Annotated in this window: 16 protein-coding genes; 9 read left to right on the top strand and 7 right to left on the bottom strand. The window is 69.9% G+C overall.

Annotated elements, in window-relative coordinates:
• Nucleotides 1-56: 56 nt before the first annotated feature.
• The gene (locus FE633_RS29885; protein WP_138048289.1) at nt 57-1,424 is read left to right on the top strand and encodes a dihydrolipoyl dehydrogenase family protein; all 1,368 of its coding nucleotides are present in this window, start codon (nt 57-59) and stop codon (nt 1,422-1,424) included.
• Nucleotides 1,425-1,502: 78 nt separating this feature from the next.
• On the opposite strand, the gene FE633_RS29880 is transcribed toward FE633_RS29885, so the two are convergent.
• A complete protein-coding gene (locus tag FE633_RS29880; RefSeq protein ID WP_138048288.1) occupies nt 1,503-2,222 on the bottom strand; it encodes an alpha/beta fold hydrolase in 720 nt (239 codons plus the stop codon).
• 23 nt (nt 2,223-2,245) lie between these two features.
• Nucleotides 2,246-3,217, bottom strand: a complete 972-nt coding sequence (locus FE633_RS29875) for an alpha/beta hydrolase (RefSeq protein ID WP_138048287.1) — start codon at nt 3,215-3,217, stop codon at nt 2,246-2,248.
• Nucleotides 3,218-3,537: 320 nt separating this feature from the next.
• On the opposite strand from FE633_RS29875, the gene FE633_RS29870 reads away from it, so the two are divergent.
• The 4 genes from FE633_RS29870 to FE633_RS29855 are packed head-to-tail and all read left to right on the top strand — an operon-like array spanning nt 3,538 to nt 7,410.
• Nucleotides 3,538-5,418 (top strand): amidohydrolase, encoded by a 1,881-nt coding sequence (locus tag FE633_RS29870; RefSeq protein WP_246113898.1) that lies wholly within the window; start codon nt 3,538-3,540, stop codon nt 5,416-5,418.
• A 34-nt stretch (nt 5,419-5,452) separates the two neighbouring features.
• On the top strand, nt 5,453-6,115 hold the full coding sequence (locus FE633_RS29865; protein ID WP_138048285.1) for a hydrolase: 663 nt from the start codon (nt 5,453-5,455) through the stop codon (nt 6,113-6,115).
• Between the two features lie 52 nt (nt 6,116-6,167).
• Entirely contained in the window at nt 6,168-6,692 is a 525-nt protein-coding gene (locus tag FE633_RS29860) for a DoxX family protein (RefSeq protein ID WP_138048284.1), read from the top strand.
• Complete coding sequence (locus tag FE633_RS29855; protein WP_138048283.1) at nt 6,673-7,410, top strand: YoaK family protein; 738 nt, start codon at nt 6,673-6,675, stop codon at nt 7,408-7,410. The genes FE633_RS29860 and FE633_RS29855 overlap by 20 nt, the downstream gene beginning before the upstream one ends.
• 7 nt (nt 7,411-7,417) lie before the next feature.
• Here the strand turns inward: FE633_RS29855 and FE633_RS29850 are convergent, their stop codons facing one another.
• From FE633_RS29850 to FE633_RS29840, 3 genes are all read right to left on the bottom strand, one after another.
• The gene (locus tag FE633_RS29850; protein ID WP_246113892.1) at nt 7,418-8,308 is read right to left on the bottom strand and encodes a helix-turn-helix domain-containing protein; all 891 of its coding nucleotides are present in this window, start codon (nt 8,306-8,308) and stop codon (nt 7,418-7,420) included.
• Between the two features lie 122 nt (nt 8,309-8,430).
• Nucleotides 8,431-10,335, bottom strand: coding sequence for an AfsR/SARP family transcriptional regulator (locus FE633_RS29845; RefSeq protein WP_246113891.1), 1,905 nt, complete (start codon nt 10,333-10,335; stop codon nt 8,431-8,433).
• The gene (locus FE633_RS29840; RefSeq protein WP_138048281.1) at nt 10,332-13,193 is read right to left on the bottom strand and encodes an AfsR/SARP family transcriptional regulator; all 2,862 of its coding nucleotides are present in this window, start codon (nt 13,191-13,193) and stop codon (nt 10,332-10,334) included. Before FE633_RS29840 ends, FE633_RS29845 begins: the two co-directional genes overlap by 4 nt.
• Nucleotides 13,194-13,444: 251 nt before the next feature.
• Here FE633_RS29840 and FE633_RS29835 point away from each other — a divergent pair, with 251 nt between their 5' ends.
• Genes FE633_RS29835 through FE633_RS29825 form a run of 3 tightly spaced genes read left to right on the top strand, consistent with a single transcriptional unit; the run spans nt 13,445 to nt 18,553 of the window.
• Nucleotides 13,445-14,422 carry an ABC transporter ATP-binding protein gene (locus tag FE633_RS29835; protein WP_138048280.1) on the top strand — a complete coding sequence of 326 codons (978 nt, stop codon included), beginning with the start codon at nt 13,445-13,447 and terminating at the stop codon, nt 14,420-14,422.
• Nucleotides 14,419-15,792 (top strand): ABC transporter permease, encoded by a 1,374-nt coding sequence (locus FE633_RS29830; protein ID WP_138048279.1) that lies wholly within the window; start codon nt 14,419-14,421, stop codon nt 15,790-15,792. The genes FE633_RS29835 and FE633_RS29830 overlap by 4 nt, the downstream gene beginning before the upstream one ends.
• 4 nt (nt 15,793-15,796) lie before the next feature.
• Nucleotides 15,797-18,553 (top strand): bifunctional YncE family protein/alkaline phosphatase family protein, encoded by a 2,757-nt coding sequence (locus tag FE633_RS29825; RefSeq protein ID WP_138048278.1) that lies wholly within the window; start codon nt 15,797-15,799, stop codon nt 18,551-18,553.
• A 163-nt stretch (nt 18,554-18,716) separates the two neighbouring features.
• Here FE633_RS29825 and FE633_RS48750 read toward each other — a convergent pair whose 3' ends face one another.
• Nucleotides 18,717-19,031: an HNH endonuclease gene (locus FE633_RS48750; protein WP_281291288.1), complete on the bottom strand. Its 315-nt coding sequence runs from the start codon at nt 19,029-19,031 to the stop codon at nt 18,717-18,719.
• A gap of 2,090 nt (nt 19,032-21,121) precedes the next feature.
• On the opposite strand from FE633_RS48750, the gene FE633_RS29815 reads away from it, so the two are divergent.
• On the top strand, nt 21,122-21,988 hold the full coding sequence (locus tag FE633_RS29815) for a hypothetical protein (protein ID WP_138048276.1): 867 nt from the start codon (nt 21,122-21,124) through the stop codon (nt 21,986-21,988).
• 188 nt (nt 21,989-22,176) lie between these two features.
• Here FE633_RS29815 and FE633_RS29810 read toward each other — a convergent pair whose 3' ends face one another.
• Entirely contained in the window at nt 22,177-23,445 is a 1,269-nt protein-coding gene (locus FE633_RS29810; RefSeq protein WP_138048275.1) for an MFS transporter, read from the bottom strand.
• Nucleotides 23,446-23,466 lie beyond the last annotated feature (21 nt).

Below are 23,466 nucleotides of genomic sequence, written 5' to 3'. Positions count from 1 at the left end.
GCCTCGGCGCGAAAGCCCGCGCCCGGAGGCCGGCGGCCGGAGGAACGAGGAGAACCATGAGTGCAAGCGAGCAGGCGGATGTGGTGGTTGTCGGGATGGGGCCGGGCGGTGAGTATGTCGCGGGCACGCTGGCCGACGCCGGACTTGACGTGGTGGGCGTCGAGGCGGAGCTCGTGGGCGGCGAGTGTCCGTACTGGGGGTGCGTGCCCAGCAAGATGATGATCCGGGCCGGGAACCTGCTCGCCGAGGCGGGCCGGCTCCCCGCCCTCGCCGGTACGGCCGTGGTGACATCGGACTGGGGGAAGGTCGCCGGCCGTATCCGTGACGAGGCGACCGACGACTGGAACGACCAGGTGGCCGCCGACCGGTTCACGGCCAAGGGCGGCCGGCTCGTCCGGGGGAGGGGACGTCTTTCCGGGCCGCGCCAAGTCGCCGTCGGGGAGCGGACGTTCGATGCCCGGCGCGGTGTCGTGCTGGCCACCGGCACCCGTCCCCGGATTCCCCCGGTGCCGGGTCTGGACCAAACGCCGTACTGGACCAACCGGGACGCCATGGCGGCCAAGGAGCTGCCGGCGTCGTTGATCGTGCTCGGCGGGGGCGCCATCGGCGTCGAACTCGCCCAGGTCTTCGCACGCTTCAAGTGCGCGGTGACGGTCATCGAGGGACAGGACCGGCTGCTGGCACAGGAGGAGCCCGAGGCGGGGGAGCTGGCCGCCGAGGCGCTGCGCGCGGACGGGGTCACCGTTCTCACGGGTACTCGGGCGCGGCAGGTCGGCTACGACGATGCCGCCTTCACCGTGCGTCTGGAGGGAGCCGGGGAGTTGCTGCGGGCAGAGCGGCTTCTCGTCGCCACCGGGCGCCGTGCCGACCTGGCCGCGCTGGGGGTCGGCACGGTGGGGCTCGATCCGTCGGCGGGAGCCGTGCCCACGGACGGGCAGATGCGCGCCGGGGACGGGCTGTGGGCGGTCGGTGACATCACCGGCCGGGGCGCCTTCACCCATGTCTCGATGTACCAGGCGCAGATCGCCGTCCGGGACATCCTCGGGCAGCCCGGCCCCGACGCCGACTACCGGGCGCTGCCCCGCGTCACCTTCACCGATCCGGAGATCGGGGCCGTCGGGTTGACGGAGCGTCAGGCGGTGGAGCAGGGACTGCGGGTACGCACCAGCGTGCTGTCCGTCGCCTCCTCCACGCGCGGCTGGGTCCACGGTGCGGGCAACGAGGGGCTCATCAAGCTCGTCGAGGACGCCGACCGGGGTGTGCTGATCGGCGCGACATCGGCGGGGCCGGCGGGCGGTGAGGTGCTCTACGGGCTGAACGTGGCCGTGCACGCCGAGGTCCCCGTCGACCGGCTGCGGCACATGATCTACACCTACCCGACCTTCCACCGGACGATCGAGGCCGCTCTGGGGGCCCTCAGCTGAGCCGCACTCCGTTCACGGACGAGCCGCGCGGACGGGCCCCATACGGGGCCGTCCGCGCGGCCGTTGTGCGGTGTTCCGTCAGCTGGTCTCACGTACCGCGTCGCGGATCAGGTCGGCGACCTCCTGGGGCCGGGACACGGCGACGGCGTGCGAGGCGCCCTCGAGTTCGACGACCGTCGCCCCGGCCCGCTTGGCGCCGAAGCGCTGGACCTCGGGGTTGATCGCCTCGTCCGCGCCGGCCACGAGTGCCCAGGACGGCTTGGTCCGCCACGCGGCGGCCGAGGCCGGCTCCGTGAACACCGACGCGGCCAGCGGACGCTGCGCAACCGCCAGGACCTCGGTGACGGCGGCCGGGACGTCGGCGGCGAAGATGGCCGGGAACGCCTCGGTCTTGATGGTGACCTCGACCGCGGGCTCCTCCGCTCCCTCGACGGGGTACGTCCACTCCTTCAGGTTGCTGACCAGCGGCGCGAGCGGGAAGCGGCCCTGCAACTCGCCCAGGTTCTCGCCCCGTTCGGGGACGTAGGCCGCGACGTAGACCAGCCCGACCACGTTCTCCGTGGTGCCGGCCACGGTGATGATCGCACCCCCGTAGGAGTGGCCGACCAGGACGACCGGGCCGTCGATCTGCGAAGCCAGGGAGGCGATGTACGCGGCGTCGGACGCCAGGCCGCGCAGCGGGTTCGGCGCCGCCACCACGGGGATGCCGTGCTTCCGCAGCTCCGCGATGACCCCGGACCAGCTGGATGCGTCCGCGAAGGCGCCGTGCACGAGAAGGGCGGTGGGGGTGGTGGACATGGCGGGGTTCTCCTTGTCGGATTTCAGTGATCGTGGAGTGCGGTGCGCAGGGTGCCGACGGCCATCGCGATCGCGGCCTCGGCGGCGTGCGTCTCGCGCAGGGCGTTGAGCATCACGAAGTCGTGGATGGTGCCCTGGAAGCGCACGGCGGTCACCGGGACACCGGCCTCCCGGAGCTTGTTGGCGTACGCCTCGCCCTCGTCGCGCAGCACGTCCGCCTCGCCGGTGATGACCAGGGCGCGCGGCAGTCCGGCGAGCTGCTCGGTGGTGGCGCGCAGCGGGGACGCGGTGATCTGGGCGCGCTCCGCCTCGTCGCTCGTGTACTGGTCCCAGAACCACTGCATGCCGTCGCGGCGCAGGAAGTAGCCGGTGGCGAACTGGTGGTAGGAACCGGTGTCGAAGTTCGCGTCGGTGACCGGGTAGAACAGCACCTGCTGGACCAGGGGGACGCCACCGCGCTCCTTGGCCATGAGTGTCAGCGCGGCGGCCATGTTGCCGCCGACGGAGTCTCCGGCCACCGCGAGCCGGGAGCCGTCCAGGTCCTTGGACGCGCCCTCCTCGACGACCCACCGGGCGACCACGAAGTTCTGCTCGATGGCGACCGGGTAGCGGACCTCGGGGGAGAGGTCGTACTCGGGGAAGACCACGGCGGCGTTCGCGCCGACGGCGAGTTCGCGCACCAGGCGGTCGTGGGTGTGGGCGTTGCCGAACACCCAGCCCGCGCCGTGGATGTAGAGGATCACCGGCAGCGTCCCCTCGGCACCGGCGGGCTTGACGATACGGGTCCGGACACTGCCCGTCGGGCCGCCCGGGACGGTGATCCACTCCTCGTCGATCGCCGGCTTCTCGATCTCGCCGGACTGCACCTCGTCGACCGCCTTCCGGCCCTCGGCGGGCGGCAGGTCGAAGAGGTAGGGCGGGTTGGCGGTGGCTTCCGCGAATGTGGCTGCCGCCGGTTCCAGGACCGGCTGAACCGGCTCGACGGTGTCGGACATGTGATTCTCCTGAGGTTTCGCCCGCCTGATCTGATCTGCGGGTGCGTCGGTCAGCACGCTAAAACCGGAAAGCCGTCGGGAATTGCCCACGAGTGCACCGGAGCTGACCTCACAGCGCACGGAACAGCGCACGGAACAGCGCACGGTCAGCGCAGGGAACAGCGCACGGAACACCGCACGAAAAGGTCGTGGAAAGAGGCAGTGCGCTGTCGGTACGAATTCAGTGCGCTGCCGGGACACATGGGCGTATCCGTCAGCAATAGCGTGACGTCTCGAATCGAAAGCCGTTCGACCTCAGGAGGTTGGCCACGTTGTCCACGATGCCGGTCGGTGGGCTGGTTCCCCGCGCCACCGACGACGCCGCGGACCTGGTCGTCCGCAACGCGAAGATCCACACGGGAGACCCGGCCCGCCCGCAGGCCGGGGCGGTCGCCATCCGCGACGGTGTCATCACTGCCGTCGGCGACGACAAGGACGTCGCTCTACGGATCGGCCCGGCCACAAAGGTGGTCGACGCACTCGGCCGACGGGTGATCCCCGGCCTCAACGACTCCCACCTGCACGTCATCCGCGGCGGGCTGAACTACGTACTGGAGCTGCGCTGGGACGGCGTTCCCACCCTGCGCCAGGGCCTGGCGATGCTGCGCGAGCAGGCGGCCCGTACGCCCAAGGGCCAGTGGGTACGGGTGGTGGGGGGCTGGTCGGCCGAGCAGTTCACCGAGCGGCGGCTGCCGACGGTCGCCGAGCTGAACGCCGCCGCGCCGGACACCCCGGTGTTCGTCCTGCACCTGTACCAGTCGGCGGTACTCAACCGCGCGGCTCTCAAGGCCGCCGGATACACCAGGGACACCCCCGACCCCAAGGGCGGGCAGATCGTACGGGGCCGGGACGGCGAGCCCACGGGCATGCTGCTGGCAGCCCCGAGCGCCCTGATCCTCTACTCGACCCTGGCCAAGGCCCCGGTCCTGGAGGGCGAGGACAAGAAGACCTCAACCCGTCACTTCCTGCGGGAACTCAACAGGTTCGGACTCACGTCGGCGATCGACGCGGCCGGCGGATTCCAGAACTTCCCCGACAACTACAACACGGTCGTCGAACTGGCCAAGGCCGGACAACTTTCCCTGCGTATCGCGTATCACCTCTTCCCGCAGACCCCGGGCCAGGAAAACGACGACCTGGCACGCTGGATCGAAATGGCCCGCCCCGAGGACGGGGACGCATGGCTGCGACTCAACGGCGCGGGGGAGAATCTCACCTGGGCGGCGGCGGATTTCGAGAACTTCGCCCAGCCGCGCCCGGAACTCACCCCGGACTACGAGGCGGAATTCGAGAAGGCCGTACGCCTCCTCATGGAAAACGGCTGGGGATTCCGGCTGCACGCCACCTACGACGAGACCATCCGCCGCGACCTCGCGGTATTCGAGAAGCTCGGCGCGGAAGGACTTTTCCCGGCCGGAAACCGGTGGCTTTTCGACCACGCCGAGACCGTGTCCGCCGACAGCCTCGACCGTATCGCCGCCCTCGGCGGAGCCCTGTCCGTGCAGAACCGGCTGTCCTTCCAGGGTGAGGCCTTCGTACGCCGCTACGGCCCCGGCGCCGCGGCGGACGCCCCTCCGATCCGGGCCATGCTGGACCGCGGCCTGACCGTCGGCGCGGGCACCGACGCCACCCGTGTCTCCACGTACAACCCGTGGATCGCCCTGTACTGGCTGGTCACCGGCCGCACCGTCGGCGACCTCGTCGTCCGCCCGCCCCACAACCGCGTCGATCGGCGGACCGCGCTGGCGATGTTCACCGAGGCGGGCGCCGCGCTGACCGGCGAGGAGGGCGTCAAGGGCGTCCTGCGCCCGGGATACCTCGGCGACCTCGCCCTCCTGTCCGAAGACTACTTCGCCGTGCCCGAGCCGGACATCGCCCACATCGAGTCCCAACTGACGGTCGTCGGCGGCCGAATCGTCTACGCCGCCGCCGAGTACGAGGGCCTCGACGAGGAACTGCCGCCCGTCAGCCCGGCCTGGAGCCCGGTGGCGCACTTCGGTGGCTACCAAGCCACACCGTTCTCCGGCCTGTCGGGCGCCCGCCAGGCCGAGTTGCTCGGCCAGGCCGTCGCCGAGTCCGAGCAGCACCGTCAGTGGCGTGTCCGTCGCGGGCTCGCCCCGGAGACCGGGAGACCGGTCTTCGACCCCTGCTTCTCCCTCTGAGAGATCCACCCCTCACCCACAGAAAGGCACGTACATGGTCACCATCGATGAGGTCACCGCGGTCCCCAGCCCCGACCTGCTCACCCCCGACAACTGCGCGGTGCTGTTCGTGGACCACCAGCCGCAGATGTTCTTCGGCACCGGCAGCGGCGACCGCACCGCGATCATCAACTCCACCGTGGGCCTGGCGAAGGCGGCCCAGGTGTTCGACGTTCCGGTGGTCCTGAGCACGGTGGCCGCCGAGTCCTTCTCGGGACCGCTCATGCCCCAGCTGGCCGACGTCTTCCCCGACCAGAAGATCATCGACCGCACCACGATGAACGCCTGGGAGGACGTCGCCTTCGTCGAGGCCGTCAAGGCGACCGGCCGCAAGAAGCTCGTCATCGCCGGGCTGTGGACCGAGGTGTGCGTCGTTCTGCCGACGATGTCCGCCCTCGCCCAGGGCTACGAGGTCTACGTCGTCACGGACGCGTCCGGCGGAGTCAGCCCGCAGGGACACGAGCACGCCGTCGAGCGCATGGTCCAGGGCGGCGCGGTACCGGTCACCTGGGTGCAGGTGCTCCTCGAGCTCCAGCGTGACTGGGCGCGCGCGGAGACGTACGTGCCCGTCACGGAACTGGTGAAGGAGCACGCCGGTGCCTACGGCCTCGGGGTCGTGTACGCGCAGGCGGTCATCGGCGCTCACGCGGCCGGCTGACGCAAGGTCGGGCAGGAACAGGCAGGCGCGGACAGGAACAGGCAGGAACGCGATGGACACCGGACTGTTGGTGCTCCGGCTGGTGGTGGGTCTCCTCATCGCCGGACATGGAATGCAGAAGGTCAGTTTCCGTCTCGGCGGCAACGGCCTGGCGGGCGGAACCGAGGAGTTCCGCCACGACGGCTTCCGCGGCGGCAGGCTCACCGCGCTCGCCGCGGGCGGCACCCAGGTCGGCGCCGGCCTGTTCCTGGCGGCCGGATTACTCACTCCCGCGGCGGCGATGGCCGCCATGGGGGTGATGACGGTCGCGAGCACCGTCAAGTGGCACAACGGGCTCTGGGTACAGAACGACGGGTACGAGTACCCGGTGGTCCTGGTCGTCGTCTCCGGAGCGCTGGCACTCACCGGTCCCGGCCGGTGGTCGGCCGACCATGCCCTCGGGCTGGCACCCTGGCCGTGGTGGATCTCCGTCGCGGCCATCGTGTTCGGCCCGGTCAGCGGGCTGCTCACCCGTCTGTTTCTGCACCGTCCCGCCGTTTCGGAAGGAACAGCCCGGTATGCGCAAGCTGCTGACTGACGCGGCTCATACGCTGGCCCCGCCCAGGGAGGACCGGCACGGCCCGCTGCCGCCGCTGATGCTGGCGCTGACCGTGGTGACCGGTCTGGTCGACGCCGTGAGCTATCTGGCGCTCGGGCACGTCTTCGTTGCCAACATGACCGGCAACGTGGTGTTCCTGGGGTTCGCCCTGGCGGGCGCGGAGGGACTGTCCGCGTCCGCGTCCGTCGTATCGATGGCGGCGTTCCTTCTCGGCGCGCTGGCGGGAGGCCGGTTCGGCACCCGGTTCGCGGCCCACCGCGGGCGGCTGCTGACCATGGCCACGGCGCTGCAGTCCCTGCTCGTCGCCACGACCGTGATCACGGCCGTGGCGACGCACGGCGAGGTGACGACCACGGTGCAGTACACCCTGATCGTGCTCCTCGGTCTCGCGATGGGGCTGCAGAACGCGGTCGTCCGGCGCCTGGGCGTCCCGGACCTGACCACGACCGTACTGACCCTCACCTTGACGGGACTGGCCGCGGACTCCACGCCGGCGGGCGGGGCGGCGCCCCGGCCCGGCCGGCGCGTCCTGTCCGTCCTCGCCATGTTCCTCGGAGCCCTCGTCGGTGCCGCGCTCCTGCTGCACACCCAACTCGCCCTCACCCTGGGCCTGGCGCTGCTGCTGCTCGTGGTGACATCCACGGCGGCCCATCTGCTCTCGGCCTCCGACGCCGCCTGGGTCAGGCCGCAGCCCTGAGCGTGTTCTACCGCCGGCGGGACCGCGCACCCGGGCCTGCCGTGTCCCGCCATTCGCTGGGCGACATGCCGTACGCGGCCCGGAACACCCGGCTGAAGTGCGTGGCGCTCAGGAAGCCCCAACGACCCGCGACCGCGGCGATGGTCTGCCGCCCACGGACCCGGTGCATCAGGTCGCGACGGCACTCCTCCAGGCGACGGCGCTGGATCCACCGGCCGACCGTCGTGCCCGCGTCCTGGAACAGCTTGTGCAGGTAGCGCACCGAGATGTGATGGGCCGCGGCGATCACTTCCGGCGACAGGTCCGCGTCGGCCAGATGCAGATCGATGAACCGCAGGATCCGCGACAGCATCGGCGACTTGGCGTCGGGCGTGCCCGTCGCGTCCCTGCCCAGCTGTTCCGTGGCCAGCGTGGCCAGGAGGTTGACGGCGTTCCAGGCGAGCATCTCCCCGACCGGTGGCTGGGACGAGGGGACCGTGTCAGCGAGTTCGGACAGGAACGGCGACAGCAGGGCTCCCAGCCGGGAGGACCGGCTGATCGGAGCCGCCATCACGTGCCGTACGTCGTGCTCGTCCAGCCCCAGCGTCTCGCGCCCCAAGAGGAAGACCTTCAGACGGGCGTGCCCGGGAAAGTCCGGCAGTGGAGGACGGTCCGCGTCGTAGAAGCAGATGTCTCCGGGCTCGAGGCCGACGTCCTGTGCGCGTTCCCCGGCCGGGCCGCAGCCTCGTATGCCGACCAGGAGGTACTCGCCGCCGCCCCCGGCGATCAGTTTGTGGGCCCCAGGCCGGGGCCACGGCTCTCCGGGCAGCCGCGGGGGCGTCCCGTCGGTGACGACGACGGCGAGGCCCATGGACATCCGGAACACCGTTTCGCCGCCCTGGGCCCCGATGGTGCTCATGCCAGACGTCATATGTCTTTGCCTCCGTGCCGGGCCGAATGCAGTCATTCACTGCCCACGGAGCCTAGGAATGAGGGTGTACAAAAAAAGTGACAGAGAAGTGAGGGGCAGCGCCCCGCCGCCTATGCGTGGTCGGTGTGCGGGATGTGAGCCAGCAGGCGCTGCCGCGCGGCCTGGCGTTCCGTCAGCGAGTCATGCTCTGCGCTGAGTTCGGCGGCGAACACACGCAGCAGGTCGTGCTGGGCGTAGCGACCCGGGGTGTGTTCGGTGAGGAGATGGGCGTCGGCGAGTTCATCGAGGATCAGACGCACTCTGCGGGCAGGGAGGTCGGCCAGGACGGCGCCGGCGTCCGCCGCGATGTCCGGGCCGGGGTGCACTGACAGCAGGCGGAACAGCCGGGCGCTGTCGGGCGGCAGACTCCGGTACGAGCATGCGAAGGCGGTGCGGGCGTCTGTCGCGCCGTCTGCGCCGGCGAAGGCGTCGAGGCTCCCCTCGGAGAGGCGCAGTTCAGCCGCGATGGCCGCGAGTGGAACATCGGGGCGGCTGAGGGCCCGGGCGGCCACGATGTCCAGAGCCAACGGCAGCCGACCGCAGCGCTCGACGATCTCATCGGCCGCCGCGGGCTCGGCGGTCAGACGCTCGTGGCCGATGCGCACGGCGAGCACGGCCCGGGCGTCCGCGGCGGACGGCAGGCCAAGGCGCAGCGGGTGGGCCCCCGAGGCGATCAGGCTGGGCAGGCCGTTGCGACTGGTGACCAGCGTCAGACAGCCGGGCGAGGCGGGCAGCAGCGGCCGCACCTGCTCGGTGCCGGAGGCGTCGTCCAGCAGGATGAGAACCCGCCGGCCCGACAGCACACTGCGGTACAGACCGGCGAGGGCGTCCAGACCGTTCGGCAGATGACGGGACACGCCCAGCCCGGCGAGCATCCCGCGCAGTGCCTCCGCGGGTTCTAGCGGCGCCCTGGAAGGGTCAAAACCCCGCAGCTCGACGTGGAGTTGACCATCCGGAAACCGATCGGCGAGCGCATGGGCGCCATGGACCGCGAGCGTGGTCTTTCCGATGCCCGCCATACCGCTGATCAGAACGCCGGCGGGCGCCCCGGCGTAGTCCGACGCCGCCTCGGTGATCTCCAGCAGCCTGCCGAGCTCGGCCCGCCTGCCGCTGAAGTCCCTTCCGGCGGGCGGCAATTGGGCAGGGCGGACAACGGGCTCCGGTGCTTCAGCCCGTGCCGTCCGCTGTTCATGGGCGGGGGCGGAACCGGCCGGCCGGAGCTCCTGGCGGAGCACCCGCAGGTGAGCCTCGGACAGTTCGACGCCGGGGGAGACCCCTAACTCCTCGGCCAGCAGCCGTCTTACGGCCTTGAACGCCGCCAGTGCCTCGGCCTGCAGCCCGGCGGCGGCGAGCGACATGACGAGCTTGGAGCGCAACGACTCGTTCAGGGGGTCGAGTTCGACGGCGCGGCGCAGCCGCGGCAGGACGTGCTCCGTTCTGCCGCACAGCAGCGCCGCGTCGGCCGCCATCACCGTCGTGCGCACGAGCTCGCGCTCCACGGCGGCGAACACGGCGTGTTCTCGCACGGATACGGGGATTCCCATGGCCACCGGACCCCGCCACCCGCTCAGTGCCTCGACGAAGTGCCGCAGCGCCACCTCGGGTCTTCCGGTGGCGGCTGCCCGCTTGCCGCGCTTGGTGAGGTCCCGGAACCTCAGCAGGTCGAGCTCGTCCTCGCCCACCTCCAGCAGATAACCACCGGCACGGCGCAGCAGCCGGCGCCCTGGCGCCCGAGGCGGCAGGCCGGGCTCGAGCAGCCGGCGCAGTGAACCGGCGTAACGGCGCACCACGTTCAGCGCGCTGGCCGGCGGTCGTTCGGACCACAGCACGTCGACGATCTCGCCCGTCGGCACGGGCCGGCCCGCCCGCACCAGCAGCAGGCCCAGCAGGGCACGCTGCTGGGGGAACCCGAGATCGAGCTCCTTCCCGTCCCGGCACACCCGAAGGGGACCCAGTACCTCGAACCGCATCCTCATGCGAGATCGCGCCCGTTGCTCCGCCCCCGCAGCCGGGCCCGGACCCGGTCCGCGTCCGGGTGGCCGAGCGAGGTGAAGAGGGTGAGCGCCTGCCGCCAGGCAGCGTGCGCGTCGTCGTGGTCGCCCATGGTGAGATGGGTGTCCCCCAGGTCGACGAGGGTGGAGGCTTCCATGTACGGCACGCCCAGTTCCTGGCAGAGAGCGAGCGCGTTGCGGTAGCCGAGCAGGGCTTGCGGGTGGCGGCCCAGGTGGTGATGTGCGTAGGCGATGCTGTGCCAGGTGGCCGCCTGGCCGTAGCGGTCGCCGAGGTCCCGCAGCATGGCCAGGGCCTCGGAGCAGTGGCTCAGGGACTGCCGGTACTGCCCGAGCAGTGCGTGGTACCAGCCGACGGCGTTGAGGACACTGGCCTGCGCGACCCGTTGACCGCCGTCCCGCAACAGCTCCAGGGCCTGTTGGTTGTGCCGGAGGGCGCCGGGGAGGTCGCCTTGTTGGTCGCATTCCCAACCGAGGCTGCGGTGGGTGTTGGCCCGCCCGATGTCGTCGCCCAACTCGGTGAAGAGTTCCAGGGCACGGCCCAGGCGGGGGCGGGACTGTTCGTACAGGCCCAGCCGGCCCTCTGCGCGGGCCAGCCCGCGCAGGCCGCGGGCCTCCCAGGCGGGATCGGCCAGCCGCAGTGCCGACTCGAGCGCGGTGCGGTGGGCGGCAGCGTAGTCGTGCCAGTGGCCCCGCCGGTCGAAGAACGGTTCAAGGGACCAGGTGAGCAGGCACGCGAGCCGGTCGCGACCGGAGTGTGCGGCCGCGTCGATCAGGGAGAGCAGGACCGGGTACTCGGCGGTCAGCCAGGTCAGCGCCTGCTGGTCGTTGGCGAGGGGTTCGGCGGCTACTCCCGCCGGTGGCTGCTCCGGTGGCAGGGAATCCGCGTGCGGCGTGAGGAGCAGGTCGGCGGTGTGGGCGGTGTGCAGGTAGTACGCGTACAGCCGGTCCGTTGCCGCCAGGCGCTCGGCCTCGGGGTGCTGGGCGTGTACGAGTTCGGCGGCGTGAGCGCGCAGCAGGTCGTGGAAGGCGTACCGACCGGGGGCGTGCTCGCCGATCAGGTGGACGTCGGCGAGTTCGGTGAGGAGCTGCCGAGCCTCTCGCGCCGGGAGCCCCGCGAGCGTGGCCGCAGCCGGTACGGAGAAGTCCGGGCCCGGGTGCAGGGCGAGCAGCCGGAAGAGGCGGGCCGCCCCGGGCGAGACGGCGCCGGACGACCAGGAGAAGACCGCGCTGACGTTCGCGGACGCGTCGGTCCGGCTGAAGGCGTCGAGGCTTCCGTGCGTCGCCCGCAGTTCGGCCGCGATGGCGGACAGCGGGAAGTGGGGATGGGCGGCGGCACGGGCCGCGACACAGGCCAGGGCGAGCGGCAGCCCGGCGCACAGGGCGGTGATCTCGGCCACCGCCCCGGACTCGCCGTCCAGCCGCTCGGCGCCCAGCCGGCGGGCGAGGAACACCCGGGCCTGCTCGGCGTCGAGCGGGCGCAGGGTCAGCGCATGCGCTCCATGCGCGGACACCAGCCCCGACAGCTGATTGCGGCTGGTGACGATGGTCAGGCAGCCGGGGGTGCCGGGCAGCAGCGGTCGTACCTGATCGGTGTCACGCGCGTTGTCCAGCAGGACCAGGAATCGTCTGCGGGCCAACAGTCCGCGGTAGAGCGCGGCTTGGGCGTCCACCCCGTGTGGGACGCGTTCGGGCGGTACTCCCAGTGCGTCCAGGAACAGGCGCACGGCTTCGCCCGCGCTCATGACCGCTCCGGACGGGTCGTAGCCCCGGAGATTGACGTAGAGCTGTCCGTCGGGGAAGCGGTCGGCGACCCGATGGGCCCAGTGCACGGCGAGAGTGGTTTTGCCGATGCCCGCCATGCCGGCGATGGCGCTGATGACCACCGTCTCGGCGGGCCGCCCGTCATGGCCCGTGAGCAACGCCAGCGCCGCGTCCAGCTCGGCGCGGCGACCGGTGAACGTCGGTAGGTCATGGGGCAGTTGGGCAGGAGGCGTTGCAGACGCTGTCGGTGGAGTGGGGGTGTCGGAGCCGGTTCCGGCGGCACCGGGCCCGGTCGCGGGCGCGTCCTGTAGCGCCGCATGATGCGCTTCGCGCAGTTCCGCGCCCGGGTCGATGCCCAACTCCTCGGCGAGCCGGGAGCACGCCCCTTGATACGTGCTCAGGGCCTCGGACCGACGCCCGGTGGCCGCCAGGACGAGGATCAGCCTGGCCAGCAGCGGTTCGTCCAGCGGGTTGCGGGCGGCGGCTTCCCTGAGTTCGGGCAGTACGGCGCCCGGGACGCCGGCGCGGAGCGCTGCGTCGGCGGCCTCCTGCACGGCCGCGAGACGTTCGCGGTCGACCGAGACGAAGCCCGCGCGCTCGTGAATTTCCGGGGGAAGCCCGGAGGCAACCGGCCCCTGCCACAAGGACAGCGCCTGGGTGAGGAGTTCGACAGCCCGCGCAGGTGACTCGTCCGCGGCCCGCCTGGCCTCGTCACGGAGCCGGCGGAATCGAAGGAGGTCCAGGGAATCGCTGTCGGCCGCCCATCGGTAACCGCCCGCTTCCCGGATCAGCCAGCGGCCGGCGGCCCGGGCGGGCAGCCCGGGCTCGACAAGTCGGCGCAGTGACCCGACATGACGGCGAATGACGTTGACGGCGCTGTGGGGAGGGTGCGGTCCCCAGAGCACGTCGACGATCTCGCTCACGGAGACCGGCTGTCCCGCCCGCACCAACAGCAGTGCCAGCAGGGCCCGTTCCTGAGGGCTCCCCAGAGCCAGATCCGCCCCCGCCCGCTGTGCCCGGATCGGCCCGAGGACCGTGAATGTCAACGGCTCCAGCGGCACTTCGTCTCCCTCAAAACTTCACAACTATCACCATTACCTTACGTGGTCCGGCTGTCGACGTTCGAAGGATCGCCTTCACGCGGACTCGGTGCCGCCAGGTGTTGCTCAAGTCTGGCTCGATGTCGGCTTTACTCCGTACACACTGACTTGCCGATGCCTTGACGATCCGTTCCGTGGACGTTCAACCAGCGGTCCCTGCCTGGGTTGTGTGCCGCGCCTAAGTTCCTTCACTGTTGCGAAAGAAGGGGCTCATGGACACACTCCTCGCAATCCGGGCTCGCGGGATCACCAAGTGTTTCGGCGACGTCGTCGCACTCGACGGCATCGATCTGGATGTGACGCAGGGGCAGATCCACGGCTTGGTCGGGCCGAACGGCGCAGGGAAGACGACATTGCTCGGCCTCCTGCTGGGCCTGGCCGTCGCCGACAGCGGCCGCCTCGAGATCCTGGGTACGCCGGTCGGGCGGGCGCTCGCCGCCCCCGACGGTGTCGCCGGCTTCGTGGACGGGCCCGGACTCTACCCCTCGCTCACCGCCAGGCAGAACCTCGCCGCGCTGGCCGCACTTCGCGGCAGCGACGCGCGGACAACGGGAATTGACGATGTGCTCGACCAGGTCGGGCTCACCGATGTCGCCGACGACCGGACCCGCGGATTCTCCCTCGGCATGCGCCAGCGGCTCGGGCTCGCCGCCGCCCTGCTCACCAGGCCCCGGCTGCTCGTGCTCGACGAACCTGCCAACGGCCTCGACCCGGCCGGCAAGAAACACGTACACGGTGTCCTCACCCGGCTCGCGGCGGACGGAACCGGCGTCGTGCTCTCGAGCCACCGCATGGACGACCTCGAGGCACTGTGCTCCGAGGTCACCATCCTCGCCACCGGACGGGTCGTCTTCTCCGGCCCGCTGAGCAAGCTGGCCGCCGAGAACCGTGAACTCGACTACCGGTTGGTCACCTCCGACCCGCAGGCCGCCCGCCGGGTGGCCGTCGACACCGCCGGGATCCGCGTCATCGACGACGCCGGGGCACGGCATGACGCAGAGCGGCTCGTTGTGCGCGCGCTGGTGCCCGCCCTCGACGAACTGGTGGTGGCTCTCGTACACGCGGGCATCGCGGTGCGCGAGCTCACCCCCGTGGTGTCACCGCTCGAGGCCGCGTTCCTCGCCCTCACCGAGCAGCAGGAGCAGGCGGACCAGCAGGAGCAGCACGAGCGGCAGGAGGCCGGCAGATGACCGCGACCGTAGTCAACGACCGCGTCAACGACCGCGCTGCCGCTGCCGGCCGCGTCTCGGTGCCGCGCGGCTACCGCTTCGAGCTGGTCAAGCTGGTTTCACAATGGCGGATCCGCTTGCTGCTCCTCGCCTGCTGGATCGCACCGGCGCTCTTCGTCGCCGCGGTGAGCCGGCAGAGCACGCTCCCCACCGATACTCTCTTCGGTCGCTGGATGCACGCCACGGGGTGGGCCGGACCGCTGGTGATGCTCGGTTTCGCGGGCACCTGGGCGCTCCCGCTGCTGACCTCGGTGGTCGCCGGCGACGTGTTCGCCTCCGAGGACCGGCTCGGTACCTGGCGCCACCTGCTCGTGGCGGTCCGCTCGCCTCGACGGATCTTCGTGGCGAAGTCACTGGCCAGCCTCACCGTCATCCTGCTGCTCGTGGCCGGGCTGGCCTGTTCCAGCACCGTCGGCGGGGTCGTGGCGGTCGGCAACCAGCCCCTGGTCGGCCTCGACGGCCACCTGCTGGCGCCTTCGGACGCCGCCGGGAAGGTCCTCCTCGCCTGGGTCTGTGTGCTCGCCCCGACCCTGGCCCTCGCCGCGATCGGACTGCTCGGGTCGGTCGCGCTGGGGCGGTCCCCGATGGGACTCCTGCTGCCCGCGCTCGTCGCGCTCGCGATGCAGCTCGCCCAGATGCTGCCTCTGCCCGTCGCTGTACGCCTCGCCCTGCCCAGCTACGCCTTCATCGCCTGGAACGGTCTGTTCACCAGCCCCACGCAGCTCGGGCCGCTTGTGATCGGCATCGTTGTCAGCCTGGTGTGGGCCGTGCTCGCGACCGCGCTGGCCTACCTGCTGTTCCTGCGGCGCGACTTCACCAACCTGACCTACGACGGCTCCGGGCGCCGCGCGATCACCACTGGACTCCTGCCGCTGGCCGGACTGGTCGCCCTCACGGTCGCGGTCGTCGCCGTGGCGACCCCGTCCGTGGGTTCCGGAATCCAGCAGAACAAGGTGCAGCGATCGGTCGCCACGGCATTCGCCCACCTCTATCGCACGCAGACCGAGCAGCTCAACCGCCCCGACGTCACCGAGGCGCAGCTGCGGGCCACGGCGGCATGCAACAAGGGCGCCGGCCATCTCGCCGCCGAGGGGCCGGGCAATGACTGGCGTTGCGTCGTCTCCTGGCATCTCCCCGGCGTCGAGGCCACAGGGCAGGCCATCTACCAGCTCGACGTCACCGCCGACGGACGGTTCGTGGCCGATGGCGACGGACCGAAGGAAGTGAACGGCTACTTCCTGGTGCGGACCCCGATCGGGGACGCACCGAACCCGCTCTGGCAGTTCGACGGCAACGTCGAACTGCTCTCCACCCCACCCCCGAAGGGATAACTCCATGCAGGTAACACGCCGACGGCGGTGTGTCGAGAAGGAGCATTCCGGCTTTCTCGGCAGACGCATGGGCCGCCGTATTCCCCTGCTGACGACGGGCACCACCGCGGTCGCCCTGGTCGCGGCCGGCACCGCTTTCGCCCAGACGAACCAGTTCGGCACCGACCAGGTCGGCCAGATCACCGATCAGGGCCAGGTCATCTCCAGCGACCAGTACATCGCCCCGTACGGCGACCGCCTCGTCGTCAACAACGGCAAGATCATGTCGTCCTCGGTCAGCCCGGACGGCACCCACCTCGCGGCCTCGGTCACCGACGGTGGGATGGCGCTGTCCGTCGTGGACCTGAAGAACTGGAAGGTGCAGCAGCTCGTCGGCACCTCCGCGTCGGCCAACCTGCGCATCAGCAGCAACTCCGTGGGCCAGGAAGGCCCCACGTACTCGCCCGACGGTTCGCAGCTGTGGCTGGGCCAGACCGACGGCTACACCAAGTTCACCGTGAACCCGGACGGCAGCGTCGCCGGCCCGACATCCATCAAGATCCCGGCGGACGGGACCAAGCACGCTCTGGTGGGCGAGGCGGTGTTCTCGCCCGACGGCTCCACCGTGTACTCCGCCGTCAACGGCCAGAACCGCGTGGTCGCCCTCGACGCGGCGACCGGGACCATCAAGCAGAGCTGGGCCGTGGGCAACGCCCCGCGTGACATGGTCGAGGTCGGCACCAAGCTCTACGTCAGCAACGAGGGCGGACGTCCGGCGAAGCCGGGCGACACCACCATCAACTCGTACGGCACCCAGGTGCCGGCCAGCCCGGTGACCGCTGCCACCACCACCGGCACGGTCAGCGTCATCGACCTGGCGAAGCCGGATGCCGCCGTCGGAAGCATCAACGTCGGCCTGCACCCGACCGCCCTGTACGCCAAGAAGGGCGCGGTGTTCGTCACCAACACCGCCACCAACGACGTGTCGGTCATCAACACCACCAGTGACAAGGTCGTGCAGACCATCGCCACCCAGCCGTGGCCGGAGGCGTCGGTGGGCTACGAGCCCGACGCGGTGACGCTCACCGACGACGGTCACCTGCTGGTGACGCTCGGCCGCGCCAACGCGGTCGCCGTCTACCGGTACACGAGCCCGCAGGAGCCGGTCAGCTATGTCGGCCTGCTCCCGACGGACTACTTCCCCGCGGAGATCACAGCCGCCGGCAACCAGGTGCTGGTCTCCAACACCCGTGGCATCGACGCCCGCCGTCCCACCACCAGCGGCGGCCACGGCACCCACGACACGACCTCGAGCGTGCAGCGGTTCACGCTGCCGGACGACAGCGTCATCAAGTCCGAGACGGCCAAGGTCTTCAAGCAGAACGGCTGGAACGGCGGCTCGGTCGCGCTGACCGAGGGCAAGAGCAACGCGACGCCGGTGCCGGTCCCGGTGCGGCTCGGCGATCCCTCGACGATCAAGCACGTCTTCCTGCTCGTCAAGGAGAACCGGACCTACGACCAGGTCTTCGGTGACGTTCCGGAGGGCAACGGCGACCCGTCGCTGGCGGAGTTCGGCGAGAACGTGACGCCGAACCAGCACGCGTTGGCCGGGCAGTTCGGGCTGTACGACAACACGTACGACATCGGCACGAACTCCGCCGAGGGACACAACTGGCTGATGCAGGCCGACGACCCGGAGTACACCGAGTCCTCGGCCGGTGAGTACGCGCGCAGTTACGACACCGAGGACGACGCTCTCGGCCACCAGCGGACCGGGTTCATCTGGACCGGCGCGCAGGCGGCGGGGAAGTCCGTGCGGGACTTCGGCGAGTTCCAGCAGTTCCTGACCAAGCCGTCGGACGCGAGCTGGCAGAACCTGTACTGCGACGCCAAGAACATGGACGCGACCGGGCAGGACACCGCCTACACCCTGAACTCGTCCTCGCCGATCCCGTCCCTCAACGACGTGTCGGTGCACGGCTTCCCGAAGTTCGACACCAGCATCCCGGACATCTACCGGGAGCAGATCTGGAAGCAGGACTTCGAGAAGAACGGCCCGGCGAACCTGAACATGTTCTGGCTCTCCAGCGACCACACCGGTGGTCCGGCGAACGCCGCCGCACAGGTCGCGGACAACGACCTCGCGACCGGCAGGATCGTTGACGAGATCTCGCACAGCAAGTACTGGAAGGACTCGGCGATCTTCGTGGTCGAGGACGACTCCCAGGCAGGCCTCGACCACGTCGACGGCCACCGCGCCCCGATCCAGATCATCAGCCCCTGGGCGCAGCACGGCACCGTCGACAACCACTACTACTCACAGATCACGATGATCCGGACCATCGAGCAGATCCTCGGGATCCACCCGATGAACCAGAAGGACAGCGCGGCCAGCCCGATGCGTGGGGCGTTCACCCAGCACGCGGACCTCACGCCGTTCAAGACGCTGCCCAACCGGACCTCGCTGACCGCGGGGCTGGCGACCCCGCCTGCCTGCGGCGTGGACACTCCGGCACCGCAGGACCCGAGTGCGGCCGCCGTGCCGTCGGTGAAGGTGCCGGCGGACAAGCAGGCGCTCGCGGCGCAGTGGGAGGCCTGGAAGTCGAAGCAGCGGCTGACCGGGCCCAACGCCGTGCCCGACTTCGCGAACCCCGCGCAGATGAACCACTTCACGTGGTACCAGACGCACGACTGGAAGAAGCCGTACCCCGGCGAGAGCAAGATCTTCGCACCGGAGGACGTACCGGGCGCCTACATCCCGTCACCGGAATCCGACGGCTGACGCAGGCTGATCGCTGATCGCGTCGAGAGGTCCCTGACCGACGTCACCGCCGGCCAGGGACCTCTCCTGTCCCGGAGGAGTCGGGGTCCACGCGGGACTTGCCGGGGTCTGCCGGCCGACCGGCCGGCATCCCAGCGCGAAGCGAATCGACGGCCATTGACTCTCAGGCCTTGTGCGCGTTGGTCATGGCGGCAGCATGGCGCGCACGGGCGGCGACTTTGAAGACCTCCCGTAGCTGCTCGCCGCGCGCCCCGCGGGTCTTGACGGCGTGACAGTTGGGGCACAGAGCGATCATGTTGGCAGGATGGTCGAGTCCCTCAAGGGCGAGATCGTGGATGTGGTCGACTTCGAGTATCGGCTCCCCGGCCGGAGTCTGCTCTGCGAAGCCTGGATTGCCGCATTCCGGGTTCTCGCAGCGTCCTGAGGAACGCTCGATGACCAAGGCGCGCGCCTCCCGTGACCGCTGGGGTCGGGTCATGGTGGACGTTCCTCGCCGGCGGCCGCGGCCGGCCTGTGCGAGCTCCAGCGCCCTGACTCTGCGCTCATAGCTGCTTGACCCCCCGTGCGGCGTGCTTCCGGGGCGACTACGGGAGTCGACGTCCCCGGTGGGCTGCGGAGACTTCACCGGCTGCGGAGACATGGCAGGACGTGGCTGCACGACCCGTCGAGTCGGACTCTTGGGCTCTGCGCTCTTGGACGGCAAGGCTGCCGGCGTGGCCGTGCGGTCAAACAGTCCAGCGGCTGGATCCGTGGGTGCAGGGAGATCGGACTGGAAGTCCTTCACTATGTGCCTGATGAACAGGTTCTGGGTGGACGAGGCCCAGGAAGTGGCTTCGGCACGTGCAACGCTGCGCTTGCTCCACGAAGCTCCCTGGACAACATCGCCCCGCTGCACGTGGGTTCGGGCTTGATTGACCTGCGCCCATGACATCTTGCCCGGATAGAAAGCCGCGATGGTCTTGTTGGGGACGTCCCATTGCAGGGTGAGGCGCATCTTGCGTGCCAGGGCAGCACGGTCTGCGTAAAGTTGCTCGAAGGCTCTGGCCGCGGCGACGGAATGTCGCTTGCGCATCCGGAACTCCACGAGCAACTTGCCCCTCCGGAAGCTCAGAAGACACGCGCCGTCGGCCAGCGACTCCAGAACGGCGCTCTGAGCTCCATTGACTGTCTTGGGGCGGTGTTGGAGGACGCGGCGGAAAAAGGCACGGCGTCCGGTCTCGTTAAGCATGCTCCCCCAGTGAACGTTGCTCGCCGCCTCCCCAACAGGGATTCCAGCCCTGGCTTCCGGGGCCTCTGGCTCGCTGACGGCGGGGCAACTGAAGGACAGGGCGACTCGATCCACTGCGGCCGAGGGCGAGGCGAGGCCGACCGGGTGGCACACGAGTGCGGGGTAGAGGACCAGGATATGCCCGATGCACTCGACCGACTGGCGGCGATCGGCTCCTTGCAACGGTGGTCGGTCTGTCCGGACACCGGGCCAGAAAGTCGTAGTCGAACTGGGCATTGTGGGCGACCAGGACCCGGTCCTGGAGCATGGCCCCGACCCGACCGGCAACCTGGTCGAAGGTCGGCGCACCCTGCAGCCGCTCGGCGGTCAGCCCGTTCCCCGCGCGATCTGGTGCGCATGTGGTGCGGCCGTGATCACCCGCGTTGGAACCCGATGTCACCTGAACACGCAGACGATGCGCCCAAAGTCTTCGATCTGCTGCTGTTGTTCGTTGGGACGAGGTGCGTGCTCGTCGTCTCCACACTTGAGGACTGTTCCGTCGTCTCCTTCAAATACGGAGACAACTCCTCCGTGATGGCTACAGGCTCCATGGCGGCCGATGGAGTCTGACGGCCACCCGTCTGCGCACTCGTAGCCCTGATACGTCCAGTGAACTGGCGCGTTCGTGGCGGATGGAGTTCCAGAACTGACAGGCGGATCCTCGTCAGCATCGTTCCACCCGCTGAGTTGGGCTGTGACCGGGAGGACGACGAAGATCCCTACGCCGATAAGGCCTGCTAGGGAGTAGGCCACCACCCGAGCTACCCGCCACGCGCGGCTCTCGACGAGCCTTTGTAGGAGACTACGCACTGAAGACTTCTAGCGCAGCAAGAGGTTGTGGTGAGCCTCTTCGCCAGCACTGGCAGCAACCCTTCAGAGTCTCATGCGTGTGCTGCAGGTCGTGGTGTCCAGCATCAGCGCATACCCACCAACACGCTTTCCAACTGTGGTGGTGGGGTGGTGGAGAGCGTACAGGGACGTTCGCCTGGGTTCATGGTCGTCCAGTCGTGGGAGCTGCTACCACCATCGGCCTCGTCTGAACGTCCGTGAACGGCCCTGAATGAGACGGAAACTGAGACGGGCTGCCCCTCCCGCTCGTACTGCCGTCCAGTGGCCTGAATCGACAACCGAGGACTCGGTAGGGTCGGAGTTGAAGCTATTGGGTCGTCCCTGGGGTGACGGTACGGGAGAGGCGCTGAGCACAGGTGCCCGTCTTCTCGCCTCGGCGTACGTCTCAACGAACTCGTCGCCCATCACCTCGGGGCGGAGCACTTCTCACCCGGCCCACAACCATCTGTGTAGTGGAAGAGTTGGACACGCTGCGCCCTCCCACCGGTCGGCGGGATCATCTGTCCATGGATCTTCAAGGAGTGGGAGCGCTCGCCGCGGCTGGCGTGGCATTGCTCAGCGTCCCTGCCACGCTGCTCGTGGGCCGATGGCAGACGAGGGCGGCGCTCCAGACAGCGCAGGCCGCGATGAGGCAGGCAGACGCCACTTATCGGGCCGCACTGGACTCTGTACGCGCACAGGGCCTCAACGAGCACGAGCAATGGAGACGTGGCATCCGGCGAGACGCCTACGCCGCCCTGCTGCAAGCCGTCCTGAACTACAAAGAGCAGGCGAGCAACGTGTTCTCTCAGGGCGCCACCGATCCGCATCAGGCACCGGATGCCATCGCCGCTTCCAAGCCGCTGGCGGCCGACATGACACACAAGAATCTGGTGGTGAGACTGGAGGGCCCGGACGAGGTGTCCAACGCTGGGCAAGCTCTGGTGGACGCTGTCGAGGGCCTCATGCAGGTGTGCCGCACCTGGGCGAACACGGCTCTCACCCGAACGCTGCTCGACGAGTGTCGCGCGAGCCATCCGCACGAAGTGGAGCGAATCGCGGATCTGGGCGCAACCTTCCGTGTTAGGAACTACTGGCACCAGATCGGATCTCCGGATATGCCGAACGAAGCGGACGAGATCTTGAGTGAACTCCGTTCCCTACTGCGCACCATCGGCCTACTTGGACGGATGCCCTTGCTGCTGACCCAGCAGGAGCCGGGCGCCTACGGGGACGCATCGTCCGCTCTTGAGACCGCCATCGGCGACTTCATCGCGTCGACCCGGACGGCATTGCACGCCGAGCCGCAACCGATCAGTGATCCCTACGCCCCTGCCTGACGCGGGGCTAACCGGCCGGTCATCGAGCTAGGCGCGCATATGCCTGGCAGCCCCCGCCGCGCCGTAGCCCCGCTGCCATGCCGTCGACCACAGCAGACGCGCCCGCCGAACCGTGACGTCGGAACGGGTGCGCTCTCAGCTTGGGAATGTGTCCTGAGCTGACCTGCGCACAGCGATGATCCGCGCAGTCACTCCGGTTCGGCCGTGATCACCGCTGTCTCTTCCGGCGCCGCGACACTTGCCGTGCCGTCGGCCGTGGCGAAGGGCTCCCGACCGGGCTGCCGTGCGCCGACGCATGCGAGGGTGAACGTGGCGGTCACGGCCAGGACGACAACGGCGGCTCCCGAGAGCAGGAAGGCGTTCGCGACTCCGGCGAGGGTGATGGCGGTCGAGGCCACAAAGGGGGAGATCGCCAGGGCTCCTGCCACCCCGGCCTCCCACAGGCCAAGCGCCTTCGCCAGATGATGGCTCGGTATGCGCTGCTGCACCAGTGCGATCAAGGGAATGTCCGTGAGGGCCGAGGCCAGCCCCGTCGCGGTCAGGAGAACCGCCGCCACGGCGGGGGAGGTGACCGTTCCCAGCGGAGCCCGGAAGATCCCGAGCAGGGCCCACGCCAGCACCGCGGCCAGTGCGAGCCTGCGGATGCGCAGGCCGGCCAGGAGCAGGGCGCCCACCACTTCGGCGACCCCGGCGACGCCGAGCAGCAGGCCGTACTGGCCGCCCTGTCCCACGACCGCGACAAGCCCGACGGTCAGGAAACCGTTGGTCAGGGCGAGGGCGAGCACGAAGGTCACTATGACCACGAGTACGTCGGGAGCGGCCCGCACGGCCCTGAGCCCGGCGCTGAGATCGGACCACAGCCCCGTCTGACCGCTGGTCGGGGCGGGGCGGGTCACGCGGATGGCGGCCACAGCGGCCGCCGAGCCCAGGAAGGTGAGTCCGTTCACCACCAGCGCCGACTGCAGCGAGCCGAAGGCCAGCAGCGGCGCGAGCATCAGCGGGCCGACGAAGAAGGCGGCCCGGAAGGCGACTTGCAGCAGTCCGTTGGCCTGCTGGAGGCGGTCGTCCGGCACGATCTGCGGGACGATGGCGTTGCGGGCCGGGGCGAACAGGGCGCCGATCAGCGCCAGCAGCGCCGTGGTCGCCACGAGCAGCGGCAGGTTCAGCAGGTCGAGGGAGAGCAGGACCAGAGCCACGGCCACCACGGCGACCCGGGCCAGGTCGGTGGCGATCATCAGCTTCCGGCGGTCGCGGCGGTCGGCGTACGAGGCGACGACGAAGGTGGCCACGAACGCGGGCGCGAACGCGGAGACGCTGACCAGGGCGACGGCCGTGGGGTCCTTCGTCAGTGACCAGGCCAGCCAGGCGGTCGCGGCGGTGTACAGGCCGTCGCCGAAGCGTGAGATGCCCTGACCGGCGAAGAGAAGCAGGAAGTTGCGGTCCTTCAGCAGTGACATGCGGCCACTGTCGGGGCCCGT

Source organism: Streptomyces montanus (assembly GCF_005786655.1).
Classification (GTDB): domain Bacteria; phylum Actinomycetota; class Actinomycetes; order Streptomycetales; family Streptomycetaceae; genus Streptomyces; species Streptomyces sporangiiformans.
Note: the sequence above shows the minus strand (reverse complement) of the source record. Positions and strands in the feature narration are given on the sequence as shown.

Coding starts and splice junctions, on each gene's coding strand:
- FE633_RS29870 (WP_246113898.1), top strand. CDS start 3,538: ATGCCGGTCGGTGGGCTGGTTCCCCGCGCCACCGACGACGCCGCGGAC.
- FE633_RS29825 (WP_138048278.1), top strand. CDS start 15,797: ATGCAGGTAACACGCCGACGGCGGTGTGTCGAGAAGGAGCATTCCGGC.
- FE633_RS29830 (WP_138048279.1), top strand. CDS start 14,419: ATGACCGCGACCGTAGTCAACGACCGCGTCAACGACCGCGCTGCCGCT.
- FE633_RS29865 (WP_138048285.1), top strand. CDS start 5,453: ATGGTCACCATCGATGAGGTCACCGCGGTCCCCAGCCCCGACCTGCTC.
- FE633_RS29875 (WP_138048287.1), bottom strand. CDS start 3,217: ATGTCCGACACCGTCGAGCCGGTTCAGCCGGTCCTGGAACCGGCGGCA.
- FE633_RS29850 (WP_246113892.1), bottom strand. CDS start 8,308: ATGAGCACCATCGGGGCCCAGGGCGGCGAAACGGTGTTCCGGATGTCC.
- FE633_RS48750 (WP_281291288.1), bottom strand. CDS start 19,031: ATGACCCGACCCCAGCGGTCACGGGAGGCGCGCGCCTTGGTCATCGAG.
- FE633_RS29860 (WP_138048284.1), top strand. CDS start 6,168: ATGGACACCGGACTGTTGGTGCTCCGGCTGGTGGTGGGTCTCCTCATC.
- FE633_RS29855 (WP_138048283.1), top strand. CDS start 6,673: ATGCGCAAGCTGCTGACTGACGCGGCTCATACGCTGGCCCCGCCCAGG.
- FE633_RS29880 (WP_138048288.1), bottom strand. CDS start 2,222: ATGTCCACCACCCCCACCGCCCTTCTCGTGCACGGCGCCTTCGCGGAC.
- FE633_RS29835 (WP_138048280.1), top strand. CDS start 13,445: ATGGACACACTCCTCGCAATCCGGGCTCGCGGGATCACCAAGTGTTTC.
- FE633_RS29810 (WP_138048275.1), bottom strand. CDS start 23,445: ATGTCACTGCTGAAGGACCGCAACTTCCTGCTTCTCTTCGCCGGTCAG.
- FE633_RS29885 (WP_138048289.1), top strand. CDS start 57: ATGAGTGCAAGCGAGCAGGCGGATGTGGTGGTTGTCGGGATGGGGCCG.
- FE633_RS29845 (WP_246113891.1), bottom strand. CDS start 10,335: ATGAGGATGCGGTTCGAGGTACTGGGTCCCCTTCGGGTGTGCCGGGAC.